This window comes from Streptomyces sp. NPDC104831 (genome assembly GCF_055583025.1).
In genome coordinates, this window is the sequence record NZ_JBVJOT010000025.1 from 43,823 (window position 1) to 55,257 (window position 11,435).

Here is an 11,435-nt window from a genome sequence, read left to right on the forward strand (position 1 = left end):
CCATCTTCCTTCGGGATGCAGCAGAGCGCGGGGTGATATGGATCGCCGCCAGGCAATCGGATCGTGTTATTCGTACCGAATTGATACTTTCGCCCCTACCTTAGAGCCGTGCTCTACGGGATCACCGCCGCCACTGCCGCCCTCCTGCTGACCGCCGTGCTCGCCGCGGCGCTGCGGGCGCCCGCCCTGCGGGCCGGGATCTGCGACCGGCGCCGCCAGCGTCCCCTCCCGCTGCTCGGCGGGCTCGCCGTCGTGGCCGTCACCTGCCTGGTCGCCGGGGTGGGGCAGTGGAGCCGGGTGGCCCCGCTCGGGGAGGGCGTCGGGCAGCTGCTGACGGCGGCCGCCGCGATCGCCGCCCTGGGCCTGGTGGCCGACGTGTGGCGGCTGCGCGCCCGGGTGCTCGTCGCCGGCACGGCCGTGGCGGCGGTCTGGGTGGTGCCCTACGACGACACGGGCCTGCCGGGCGGGGTGCTGGCCGTCGGCTGGATCGTGTGCACCACCCTCGCCTTCCGCGGGCTGGACCACGCCGACGGGCTGGCCGGGACGGTCGGGGTGATCACCGCCTTCGGGGTGGGCGCCTGCGCCGCCGCCGAGGTGATGGACGGTCTCGCGGTGCTGCTGAGCGTGGTCGCCGCCGCCCTCACCGGCTTCCTGATGCACAACTGGCACCCGGCGCGGGTCGGTCTCGGCGCCTGCGGCTCGCTGTTCACCGGGTTCGTGCTGTCCTCCGCCGTCGTCTTCACGCGCGCGGGGTACGCGCTCGGGCCGAGCGCGGCCGTGGTGTTCTGCCTGGCCGCCGTCGCCGTCGCCGACGCCCTGCTGGTCGTCCTCGCCCGGACCACCGCCCGGCGCCCGCTGCTGCGGCGCGGCCCGGACCACCTCGCGCACCGGCTGCGCCGGCTCGGGCTCACCCCGCAGGGGTCGGTCGTGCTGCTCGGGGCCGCCTCGTTCTCCTCGGTGCTCGTCGGGGTACTGGTGCACGCGGGGTGGACCGGGAAGGGGGCCGCGCTCTGGGTGGCCGGCGCGGTCGTCGTCGTCGTGATCCCCCTCGTACTCCTTCGGGTGCCTGTCCCGCAGCCGAGGCGGCCGGCATCGACGCGGGTCAGCGGGCACTTGCGCGTAAGGAGCGGATAAGAGTTGAGTCCGACTGACTCAGGTCTGTTGACCCCGCGCTCCTCCTCGTGCACACTTGAGCCTGTTCCACTCAAGTCAGCTGGAGGAATCAACCATGGCACGTGCGGTCGGCATCGACCTGGGCACGACTAACTCCGTCGTCAGCGTTCTGGAGGGCGGCGAGCCCACCGTCATCACCAACGCCGAGGGTGCCAGGACCACGCCGTCCGTCGTCGCCTTCGCGAAGAACGGCGAGGTGCTCGTCGGCGAGGTGGCCAAGCGCCAGGCGGTCACCAACGTCGACCGGACCATCCGGTCCGTCAAGCGCCACATGGGCACCGACTGGAAGATCGCGCTCGACGGGAAGGACTTCAACCCGCAGCAGATCTCCGCGTTCATCCTGCAGAAGCTGAAGCGGGACGCCGAGGCCTACCTGGGCGAGAAGGTCACGGACGCGGTCATCACCGTCCCGGCCTACTTCAACGACTCCGAGCGCCAGGCGACGAAGGAGGCCGGCGAGATCGCCGGTCTGAACGTCCTGCGCATCGTCAACGAGCCGACCGCCGCGGCCCTCGCCTACGGCCTCGACAAGGACGACCAGACGATCCTCGTCTTCGACCTCGGCGGCGGCACCTTCGACGTGTCCCTGCTGGAGATCGGCGACGGCGTCGTCGAGGTGAAGGCCACCAACGGTGACAACCACCTCGGTGGTGACGACTGGGACCAGCGCGTCGTCGACTACCTGGTCAAGCAGTTCCAGTCCGGTCACGGCGTGGACCTGTCCAAGGACAAGATGGCCCTCCAGCGCCTCCGCGAGGCCGCCGAGAAGGCCAAGATCGAGCTGTCCTCCTCCACCGAGACCTCGATCAACCTGCCGTACATCACGGCGTCCGCCGAGGGCCCGCTGCACCTGGACGAGAAGCTCACCCGCGCCCAGTTCCAGCAGCTGACGGCCGACCTGCTGGAGCGCTGCAAGACGCCGTTCCACAACGTCATCAAGGACGCCGGCATCTCCATCAACGAGATCGACCACGTCGTGCTCGTCGGTGGCTCCACCCGTATGCCCGCCGTCGCCGAACTGGTCAAGGAGCTGACCGGCGGCAAGGAGGCCAACAAGGGTGTGAACCCGGACGAGGTCGTCGCCATCGGCGCCTCGCTCCAGGCCGGTGTCCTCAAGGGCGAGGTCAAGGACGTCCTGCTGCTCGACGTCACCCCGCTGTCCCTCGGCATCGAGACCAAGGGCGGCATCATGACCAAGCTGATCGAGCGCAACACCACGATCCCGACCAAGCGCTCGGAGATCTTCACCACGGCCGAGGACAACCAGCCGTCGGTGCAGATCCAGGTCTACCAGGGCGAGCGCGAGATCGCCGCGTACAACAAGAAGCTCGGCATGTTCGAGCTGACCGGTCTGCCGCCGGCGCCCCGCGGCGTCCCGCAGATCGAGGTCTCCTTCGACATCGACGCCAACGGCATCATGCACGTCACGGCGAAGGACCTCGGCACCGGCAAGGAGCAGAAGATGACCGTCACCGGCGGCTCCTCGCTCCCGAAGGACGAGGTCGACCGCATGCGCGAGGAGGCCGAGCGCTACGCGGAGGAGGACCACAAGCGCCGCGAGGCCGCCGAGACCCGCAACCAGGGCGAGCAGCTCGTCTACCAGACCGAGAAGTTCCTCAAGGACAACGAGGACAAGGTCCCCGGCGAGGTCAAGACCGAGGTGGAGTCCGCCGTCGCCGAGCTGAAGGAGAAGCTCAAGGGCGAGGACACCGCCGAGATCCGCACCGCCACCGAGAAGGTCGCGGCCGTCTCGCAGAAGCTGGGCCAGGCCCTGTACGCCGACGCCCAGGGCGCCCAGGCCGCCGGCGGTGCCCCCGCCGGTGACGCCAAGGACGACGACGTCGTGGACGCCGAGATCGTGGACGACGAGCGCAAGGACGGTGCCGCGTGACGGAGGAGACCCCGGGCTTCGAGGAGAAGCCCGACGTCCCCTCCGGCGCCACCTCCGACGACGCCGAGCCGAAGGCCGCCCCCGAGGAGGGGGCGGCCCCGGCCGGGGACGGACCCGCAGAGAACGCCGGTCTGGTCGCCCAGCTGGACCAGGTGCGCACGGCGCTCAGCGAGCGCACGGCGGACCTCCAGCGCCTCCAGGCCGAGTACCAGAACTACCGCCGCCGCGTCGAGCGCGACCGGGCCGCGGTCAAGGAGATCGCCGTGGCGAACCTCCTGACCGAGCTGCTCCCGGTGCTCGACGACATCGGCCGGGCACGGGAACACGGCGAACTGGTCGGCGGCTTCAAGTCGGTGGCCGAGTCGCTGGAGACCGTCGCGGCCAAGATGGGCCTGCAGCAGTTCGGCAAGGAGGGCGAGCCCTTCGACCCGACGATCCACGAGGCCCTGATGCACTCCTACGCGCCGGACGTCACCGAGACGACCTGCGTGGCGATCCTGCAGCCCGGGTATCGCATCGGCGAGCGCACCATCCGCCCCGCGCGGGTGGCCGTGGCCGAGCCGCAGCCGGGCGCGCAGACCGTCAAGGCGGACCAGGCCGAGGGTGCCGAGGAGGACACGGCGGCGGACGGCGACAAGGAGAACGGTGGCCCGGACGAGGGCTGACGTGACAGAGGGGAAGGAGGGACGTCGGGGATGAGCACCAAGGACTTCATCGAGAAGGACTACTACAAGGTCCTCGGCGTCCCCAAGGACGCCACCGACGCCGAGATCAAGAAGGCGTACCGCAAGCTCGCCCGCGAGTTCCACCCGGACGCCAACAAGGGCAACGCCAAGGCCGAGGAGCGCTTCAAGGAGATCTCCGAGGCGAACGACGTCCTCGGCGACCCCAAGAAGCGCAAGGAGTACGACGAGGCGCGCGCGCTCTTCGGCAGCGGCGGCTTCCGCCCCGGGCCGGGCGCGGCCGGCGGCTCCTTCAACTTCGACCTGGGCGACCTCTTCGGGGGCGCCGCCCAGGGCGGAGGCTTCGGCGGCGGCATCGGTGACGTCTTCGGGGGCCTGTTCAACCGCGGCGGCACCGCGGGCCCGCGGACCCAGCCCCGGCGCGGCCAGGACGTCGAGTCCGAGGTGACGCTGAGCTTCACGGAGGCCATCGAGGGCGCCACGGTGCCCCTGCGGATGTCCTCCCAGGCGCCCTGCAAGGCATGCTCGGGCACCGGCGACAAGAACGGCACGCCGCGCGTGTGCCCGACCTGCGTCGGCACCGGACAGGTCGCGCGGGGCTCCGGCGGCGGCTTCTCGCTCACCGACCCCTGCCCCGACTGCAAGGGCCGTGGCCTGATCGCCGAGCAGCCCTGCGAGGAGTGCAAGGGCAGCGGACGCGCCAAGTCGTCGCGGACCATGCAGGTCCGCATCCCCGCGGGGGTGACCGACGGCCAGCGCATCCGGCTGCGCGGCAAGGGCGCGCCCGGCGAGCGGGGCGGCCCGGCCGGCGACCTGTACGTGGTCGTCCACGTCGGGGAGCACCCGGTGTTCGGGCGCAAGGGCGACAACCTCACCGTCACCGTGCCGGTGACGTATCCCGAGGCGGCCCTCGGCGGAGAGGTGCGGGTGCCGACCCTCGGCGGTCCGCCCGTCACCCTGAAACTGCCCCCCGGCACCCCGAACGGCCGTACGATGCGGGCCCGGGGCAAGGGCGCGGTCCGCAAGGACGGCACCCGCGGCGATCTGCTGGTCACCGTGGAGGTGCGTGTCCCCACGGACCTGTCGGGGAAGGCTCGTGACGCACTGGAGGCGTATCGCGAGGCGACCGCGGGCGAGGACCCGCGGGCGGAGCTGTTCGAGGCCGCGAAGGGAGCTTGAGAGTGATGGATGGCCGTCGTCCCCGCCAGCGCGGTGGTTTCTCACCGTACGAACTGACCGATGAGACCCCGGTCTACGTCATCTCGGTGGCGGCCCAGCTCTCCGGACTCCACCCGCAGACGCTGCGCCAGTACGACCGGCTGGGCCTGGTCTCCCCGGACCGCACCGCGGGCCGGGGCCGGCGCTACTCGGCGCGGGACATCGAACTGCTCCGCCAGGTGCAGCAGTTGTCGCAGGACGAGGGCATCAACCTGGCCGGCATCAAGCGGATCATCGAGCTGGAGAACCAGGTCGCCGCGCTCCAGTCCCGGGTCGCGGAGCTGGAGGCGGCCCTGGACGGCGCGGCGGCGGCGATGCGGCAGCGCGAGGCCGCGGTGCACGCCTCCTACCGGCGCGACCTGGTGCCGTACCAGGAGGTCCAGCAGACCAGCGCGCTGGTGGTGTGGCGGCCCAAGCGGCAGCAGCAGGACTGACGGCGCGTACCGCACGTGGAGGGGCCCGGGTTCACCCGGGCCCCTTCTTCTACGCTCCGGCGCCGCCGGCCGGGGGCTCGGCGCCCTCGTCCTCCGGCGTGCCCAGCTCGGTGGCGACCACCACGTCGGCCTCGCCGGTCTGCCTGTAGCGGGAGTTCCCGGACGAGTCGACGGCATCGACGAAGAAGCAGCGCTGATCGCCGTCGGGGACCGTGGTGTGCCGGTAGGAGGTGACGTCGGGCATCAGCCAGGCGGTCTCGGAGGCGGAGCAGACGCTCTCCTCGCCGTCGCTGAGGACCTCGCCCACGTAGACGGAGTACCGCAGCAGGTCGGGCGCCGGGTTCTTGTCCCAGGTGAGCTCGAAGCCGTAGTCGGTCGGGGTGGCCTTCAGCCCGGTGACCGGCGGCGGCGGGGTGTCGTCCCGGCGCTCGCCGGTGACGGCGGCGGACCGGGCGGACTCGTTGCCCGCCGCGTCCATCGCGGACACCCGGTAGTAGTAGGTGGTGCCCACCGCGGCCGTGGCGTCCCGGTAGGACCGTTCCGCGGTGTCACCGACGCGGGTGTAGGTGCCGGTCGCGCTCGTCGCCCGGTAGACCCGGTAGGAGGCCGCGCCGGTCACCTGGCTCCAGCCGACGCGCAGGCCGCCTTGCTCGGAGGCGTCGGTGATCTCCAGGCCGGCCGGCGCGCCGGGCGCGGTGCGGTCGGCGGTGGTGACGGGCTTGTCGGCCGTGCCCGCGGACTCGTTGCGGGCCTTGTCGTAGGCGCGGACCTCGTAGTAGAAGGTCTCGCCGGTCACCGGGAGGGTGGTGTCGGTGTAGCTGGTGGCGGTGGTCGTCGCCAGCGGCGCGGCCTCGAACGGGCGGCCCTGCAGCCGCCGGTAGAGGCGGTAACCGGCGAGGTCCATCTCCTTGTTCTTCGACCAGCTCACCTTGGCCCGGCCGGTCGCGGGGTCGTACGACACCGAGGCCCCGGACGGCACCAGGGGCTTGACCTTGTCCACGTCGGCCGTGGTGCGGGGGGTGTAGGCGAAGGAGACGTCCGCGGCGCCGGTCCAGTTGACGAAGTCCACGCGGAGCGTGTGCTTGCCGGAGGGGATCGTGACGTTGACGGTCTTCTTCTGGGTCGTGGAGACGTTCTTCCACAGGTCGACCTTGCGGCTGCCGTCCAGGTACACCCGGATGCCGTCCTGGGCGGTGACCGGCAGGGCGAAGGGCCCGCCGGAGCCGAAGTCGCGGGTCACGGTCCAGCGGACGCCGAAGTTGTCCTTGGGCAGGCCCGCGGCCGGGGCGCCGGTGCCCCACTTCTCGGCGACGGCGCTGTCGCAGTCGGTCTTCTTCGGGGTGCCCTTGAAGGTGGTGTTCGCGAAGAACTGCCGCTGGTACACGGGGGAGGCGCAGCTCACGGCGGCGGACGCGGACGGGGCGACGGCGCTCAGCAGGGCGCCGGCTGCGGCGAGCACGACGGCCGTGGCGGTCGCGCGTCTGGCTGGGTTCATTCGTTCCTCTGATCGAGTCGGAGGGCGGCCCGGGGCCGCCGATGGTCACGACTCGCGGTGAACCGGGTTGGTTGTACAGATCTCCATCACCTGTGAACTTCCTTGGTGTGCAGGGGAGGTAACAGTGCTTTGCAGGGGGTTTCGCGCAACCTTCACAATTGCTGCTGAGCGTGGTGTTGCGCACTCGTTAAGTGATTTTTCTTGACGCCGGGCGGGCGTGCCGCGTTGTCTTTTCAGACACCCGGGTCGTAGCGCACCACCCCTCCGTACCACACCTGAAGTGAGCCCCCGAATGCGTCGTATCGCCATGTCCGTGGCCGCCTCCACGATGACTCTCTCGCTTGCCGGCTGCGGCGTGCTGAACGCGACGGGGGACGGCGCGAGCGCGAGCCCGACCAAGGGTGACGACATCACCGTGGGCCTGCTGCTGCCGGAGAAGGCGAACACCCGCTACGACAAGTTCGACTACCCCATCATCAAGCGCAAGGTCGCCGAACTCACCCGGAACAAGGGCAAGGTCGAGTACGCCAACGCCGACGCGAGCGCCGCCCGGCAGGCCGAGCAGATGCAGAACCTGATCGACGCCCGGGCCGACGTCATCCTGCTGGACGCGGTGGACGCGCACGCCATCGCCGGCCAGGTGAAGAAGGCCAAGGACGCGGGCATCCCGGTCATCGCCTACGACCGGCTCGCCGAGGGCCCGATCGACGCCTACGTCTCCTTCGACAACGAACTCGTCGGCGAGGTGCAGGGCCGGACCCTGATGGAGGCCCTCGGGTCGGCCGCGGACACCTCCGACAAGATCGTCATGATGAACGGCTCGCCCACCGACCCCAACGCCAAGCAGTTCAAGGAGGGCGCGCTCTCCGAGCTGAACGGCAAGGTGACGATCGCCGCGAGCTACGACACCACGGACTGGAAGCCGGAGAACGCCGAGGCGAACATGGCCAAGGCGATCGCCGCGCTGGGCAAGGGCAACATCGCCGGTGTCTACTCCGCGAACGACGGCATGGCGGGCGGTGTCATCAAGGCCCTGAAGGCGGCGGGCGTCACCGACCTGCCCCCGGTCACCGGTCAGGACGCCGACCTGGACGCGGTGCAGCGGATCGTGGCCGGCGAGCAGTACATGAGCGTCTACAAGTCCTACCCGGACGAGGCCGAGGCCGCCGCGCAGATCGCCGTCACCAAGCTCCAGGGCAAGGACATCCAGTTCGACGCCCTCACCCGGGACCGCGTGGACAGCCCCACCGCCAAGGACATCCCGGCCAGGCTGGTGCAGGTCAGCGCGCTGACCAAGGGCAGCATCAAGGACACCGTCCTCGCGGACGGCATCTACACGGCCGACGACATCTGCACCGCCAAGTACAAGGCGGACTGCGCGGCCATCGGGCTGAAGTAGCCGCCGCGGGCCCCGGTCCGGCGCCCGGTCCCGCCGCGGCGGAGCCGGGCCCGCGCCACCGCCGGCGACCCGGTGCGATGTGAAGGGCCGGACGGCACCCGAACTCGGGCGAAGCGGGAGCACCTGGGCGCCGCCGCCCGGGCAGCCGTGTTGCGGACCCGGTCGGCGCCGCGCATAGTTGCGCTGCGGAAGTGGCAGCACACCGGGGGTGAAATGGGCGATGGCCGGGCGCGGGACGGAGGAGCACCCTCACGGTGCCGACCGGCTGTGTGAGGCCGGCGATCGGGTGTACTCCCGTGCCGTGCGCCGGGGACGGGTGCCGCGCACGGACGCCGAGCCCGTGCCCTGTCTGCTGGAACTGGCCCTGCTGCACCCCGATCCCGACGACATGGACTGGCTGGTTCCCACCTCCCCGCAGGAGGTCATGACCCGGCTGCTGCGCGGCGTCTACGACGAGGTCAGCGCGAGCCAGCGGCGGGTGGGCTCGGCCGTGGCCGCGTTCGAGTGGTACGCGGGCCTGGGCCGGCAGCGCGACGCCCTGTCGGCACCGGCGGAGGGCAGCGCCATCCGGGTCCTGGACGGACTCGCCCGCATCCAGGCGGCGATGGACGAGGCGACCGAGGCGTGCACCACCGAGGTGCTCACCGTGCAGCCCGGCGGCATCCGGCGGGAGGCGGAGCTCACCGAGGGCCTGCACCGGGCGCTGGCGCTGCGCGGCCGGGGCGTGCGCATGCGCGACCTCTACACGCATGTGGCGCGGCACGGGCAGGGGTTGCTGAACTACCTGGAGCTGATGGGCGACACGGTGGAGGCCCGCACCCTGGACGAGGTCATCGACCGGCTCATCCTCTTCGACCGCACGGTGGCCTTCATCCCCGCCAACACCGACCGCACGATGGCGCTGGAACTGCGCCATCCGGCGCTGGTGGAGTACCTGGTGACGGTCTTCGAGCGGCTGTGGCGGCTCGCCATCCCGCTGACCGCGCCGCTGCCCGACACCGGCATCGAGGGGATCTCGCACCGGGAGCAGTCCATCGCCGAGCTGCTGGCGGAGGGCCACCAGGACGCGGTGATCGCCGAGCGGCTGGGCATCAGCGTGCGCACCTGCCGGGCGCACATCGCCCGGCTGTCGGAGACCCTGGGCGCGGCCAGCCGGACCCAGCTCGGTGTGCGCATCGCCCAGGTGGGACTGGACGGCCACCGCCCGCCCCGGCCGGCCGGGGCGCTCGCCGGGGCCGACCCCGAGCCCCCGGCCGCGCGCTGAGCGGGCGGACGGCCTCAGTGGTCCCGGTCCAGGATGCCGGACTGGGCGATGAGATAGCCGAGCTGGGCGCGGCTGCCGCTGCCGAGGGCGTGGGCCAGCTTCGCTATGTGCGCCCGGCAGGTGCGTACGTTCATGCCGAGGCGGCGGGCGATGGCCTCGTCCACGTGCCCCTCGACGAGCAGCTTGGCTATGGAGTGCTGGACCTCGGTGATGCCGTCGGAGGCGGTCTCGTAGGGGGCGCCGGCGCTCAGCGGGACCGCGCGGGCCCACATGAACTCGAAGACCTTGATCAGATAGCGGACGAGTCCGGGGTGCCTCAGTTCGAGCGCGACCTCGCCGTCGTCCCGGGTGGGGATGAAGGCCACCGTCTCGTCGCAGATGATCAGCCGCTCGGCCAGTTCGTCGATCGTCCGGTATTCGACCTTGCCGTCGGCGAACTGGGCGACGTAGGCGAGCGTCTCGGGGCTGTAGCGGGCGGGGTGCTGGTAGAGGGTGCGGATGCGGCAGCCCCGCTCGATCAGCGGGCGGTCGCGCTCCAGGGCCTTGGCGAGGGTGTGTTCGAGACGTTTACGGCTCGGCTGGACCGTGAGCATCTCGGTCTGGCACTGGGAGGTGGCCAGATCCAGTGCCGCGTTGATCCGGTCCAGGCCCTCCAGCACGGTGATCGAGTGGGTGGTCGCCGTGGGCTGGGCACTGATGCTCATGAAAGGCTCGAAAGCGTCGGCGAGTTCGATGGACTCCCGGCGGCGCTGGGTGATCTCCTGCTCGATCGGGTTCAGCCGCTGTGCCAGGGCGATCGTCGGCGGCACCGGGCGCAGCCAGTTCGGGTCGTCGGGGTCGGGGTGGAGGAGGGCGAACTCCATCAGGCAGGGCGCGGGTTCCACGTCCGCGCGGGCTATGCGGCCCGTCCGGAGAGCGTTCCCGTAGAGCCGGCTCCCCTCCTCGCACAGGTCGGTCAGACCGTGGGGATGTGTCCGCTTAATCTCGTTTATCGCCAAATCTCCACCCCCCAGGGTCCTGAACGTGCAGGAACATGATGCATCGTTTGTGTGGCCATGACGTGCCGGAATGGGCCATCGTCGTATCCGGACGGGGGAGAGGTGACCTTCACATGAGGACGAAGCCGACTATGCATAAGACAATGCTTCGCTCGGCGCTTGTCGCCGCCTTCTCCGCCGCCTTGGCCTTCGGTGCGCTGGCCGGTCACGCGGGGGCGGAGGGTGCTGTCGCACAGGACAGCAGTTGGCGCGTACAGGCCGCTGCCGGCGTCGGTGCCGGTGACAGCAGCTGGGTGATCGTGGCGTCCGATGTCCCGGGCGACAGCTCGTGGGTCCCGCCGGCGGACAGCAGCTGGGTCGTGCGGTCATGACCACTCCACCCGACGACCGCTCCTTCCGTCGCGAAATGGCCACCGCCTACCGGTCCGGCTGGCACTTCATCGACCTGGTCACCGCCATCCCCCACAGCGGTGACTCGCTGATGGTGACCGTGTTCGGCGAACCGGTCGTCGTCACCCGGGACGAGGACGGCGACGTGCGGGCGTACCGGTGCCTGCGCAGGCCGCGCGGCGCCCCCCAGCCCGTGCGGTGTGCCATCCGGTACGGAATGATCTTTGTGAACCTGGACCAGCGGGACCATCGGCTGCCGGAGCCGGTGGAGTCCGACCTGAGGACCATCTCGGCCACCCCCCGCAGTGCCTGACGCGATTCCCCCGTCGTAAAAGATCGCTCAGGTGCTTCCCCCCGCAGCGGGGGGGGGGGGGGGGGGGGGGGGGGGGGGGGGGGGGGGGGGGGGGGGGGGGGGGGGGGGGGGGGGGGGGGGGGGGGGGGGGGGGGGAAGAGGGAGGGGGGGGGAGTGCGAGCGGGGGGGGGGAGCGGG

The 11,435-nt window shown here is 71.2% G+C and carries 10 protein-coding genes; 8 read left to right on the forward strand and 2 right to left on the reverse strand.

The features are described 5' to 3' along the window. Positions 1 to 108 precede the first annotated feature (108 nt). The 5 genes from ACZ63H_RS18680 to ACZ63H_RS18700 all read left to right on the forward strand — a co-directional run bounded on the left by ACZ63H_RS18680 (position 109) and on the right by ACZ63H_RS18700 (position 5,399). Entirely contained in the window at positions 109 to 1,134 is a 1,026-nt protein-coding gene (locus tag ACZ63H_RS18680) for an MraY family glycosyltransferase (RefSeq protein WP_469866308.1), read from the forward strand. Between the two features lie 94 nt (positions 1,135 to 1,228). Beyond that, positions 1,229 to 3,064, forward strand: coding sequence for a molecular chaperone DnaK (dnaK, locus tag ACZ63H_RS18685; protein ID WP_318202241.1), 1,836 nt, complete (start codon positions 1,229 to 1,231; stop codon positions 3,062 to 3,064). After that, entirely contained in the window at positions 3,061 to 3,729 is a 669-nt protein-coding gene (gene grpE / locus ACZ63H_RS18690; protein WP_469866310.1) for a nucleotide exchange factor GrpE, read from the forward strand. The genes dnaK and grpE overlap by 4 nt, the downstream gene beginning before the upstream one ends. 30 nt (positions 3,730 to 3,759) lie before the next feature. Next, the gene (gene dnaJ / locus ACZ63H_RS18695) at positions 3,760 to 4,926 is read left to right on the forward strand and encodes a molecular chaperone DnaJ (RefSeq protein WP_469866312.1); all 1,167 of its coding nucleotides are present in this window, start codon (positions 3,760 to 3,762) and stop codon (positions 4,924 to 4,926) included. Between the two features lie 5 nt (positions 4,927 to 4,931). Then, the gene (locus ACZ63H_RS18700; protein ID WP_030790825.1) at positions 4,932 to 5,399 is read left to right on the forward strand and encodes a heat shock protein transcriptional repressor HspR; all 468 of its coding nucleotides are present in this window, start codon (positions 4,932 to 4,934) and stop codon (positions 5,397 to 5,399) included. 49 nt (positions 5,400 to 5,448) lie between these two features. Here ACZ63H_RS18700 and ACZ63H_RS18705 read toward each other — a convergent pair whose 3' ends face one another. Next, positions 5,449 to 6,894 carry a PA14 domain-containing protein gene (locus tag ACZ63H_RS18705; protein ID WP_469866314.1) on the reverse strand — a complete coding sequence of 482 codons (1,446 nt, stop codon included), beginning with the start codon at positions 6,892 to 6,894 and terminating at the stop codon, positions 5,449 to 5,451. A gap of 292 nt (positions 6,895 to 7,186) precedes the next feature. Here ACZ63H_RS18705 and ACZ63H_RS18710 point away from each other — a divergent pair, with 292 nt between their 5' ends. Beyond that, a complete protein-coding gene (locus ACZ63H_RS18710; RefSeq protein WP_469866316.1) occupies positions 7,187 to 8,293 on the forward strand; it encodes a sugar ABC transporter substrate-binding protein in 1,107 nt (368 codons plus the stop codon). 220 nt (positions 8,294 to 8,513) lie between these two features. Further along, entirely contained in the window at positions 8,514 to 9,557 is a 1,044-nt protein-coding gene (locus ACZ63H_RS18715) for a helix-turn-helix transcriptional regulator (protein ID WP_469866318.1), read from the forward strand. A 14-nt stretch (positions 9,558 to 9,571) separates the two neighbouring features. Here ACZ63H_RS18715 and ACZ63H_RS18720 read toward each other — a convergent pair whose 3' ends face one another. After that, positions 9,572 to 10,516: a helix-turn-helix transcriptional regulator gene (locus ACZ63H_RS18720; protein ID WP_467943789.1), complete on the reverse strand. Its 945-nt coding sequence runs from the start codon at positions 10,514 to 10,516 to the stop codon at positions 9,572 to 9,574. Positions 10,517 to 10,922: 406 nt separating this feature from the next. Here ACZ63H_RS18720 and ACZ63H_RS18725 point away from each other — a divergent pair, with 406 nt between their 5' ends. Further along, a complete protein-coding gene (locus ACZ63H_RS18725) occupies positions 10,923 to 11,258 on the forward strand; it encodes a hypothetical protein (protein ID WP_467943787.1) in 336 nt (111 codons plus the stop codon). Positions 11,259 to 11,435: the final 177 nt, after the last annotated feature.

What these genes read in the sequence shown, in the direction of transcription:
- dnaK (WP_318202241.1), top strand. Translation starts at nt 1,229, where the DNA reads ATGGCACGTGCGGTCGGCATCGACCTGGGCACGACTAACTCCGTCGTC.
- dnaJ (WP_469866312.1), top strand. Translation starts at nt 3,760, where the DNA reads ATGAGCACCAAGGACTTCATCGAGAAGGACTACTACAAGGTCCTCGGC.
- ACZ63H_RS18700 (WP_030790825.1), top strand. Translation starts at nt 4,932, where the DNA reads ATGGATGGCCGTCGTCCCCGCCAGCGCGGTGGTTTCTCACCGTACGAA.
- ACZ63H_RS18705 (WP_469866314.1), bottom strand. Translation starts at nt 6,894, where the DNA reads ATGAACCCAGCCAGACGCGCGACCGCCACGGCCGTCGTGCTCGCCGCA.
- ACZ63H_RS18710 (WP_469866316.1), top strand. Translation starts at nt 7,187, where the DNA reads ATGCGTCGTATCGCCATGTCCGTGGCCGCCTCCACGATGACTCTCTCG.
- ACZ63H_RS18715 (WP_469866318.1), top strand. Translation starts at nt 8,514, where the DNA reads ATGGCCGGGCGCGGGACGGAGGAGCACCCTCACGGTGCCGACCGGCTG.
- ACZ63H_RS18725 (WP_467943787.1), top strand. Translation starts at nt 10,923, where the DNA reads ATGACCACTCCACCCGACGACCGCTCCTTCCGTCGCGAAATGGCCACC.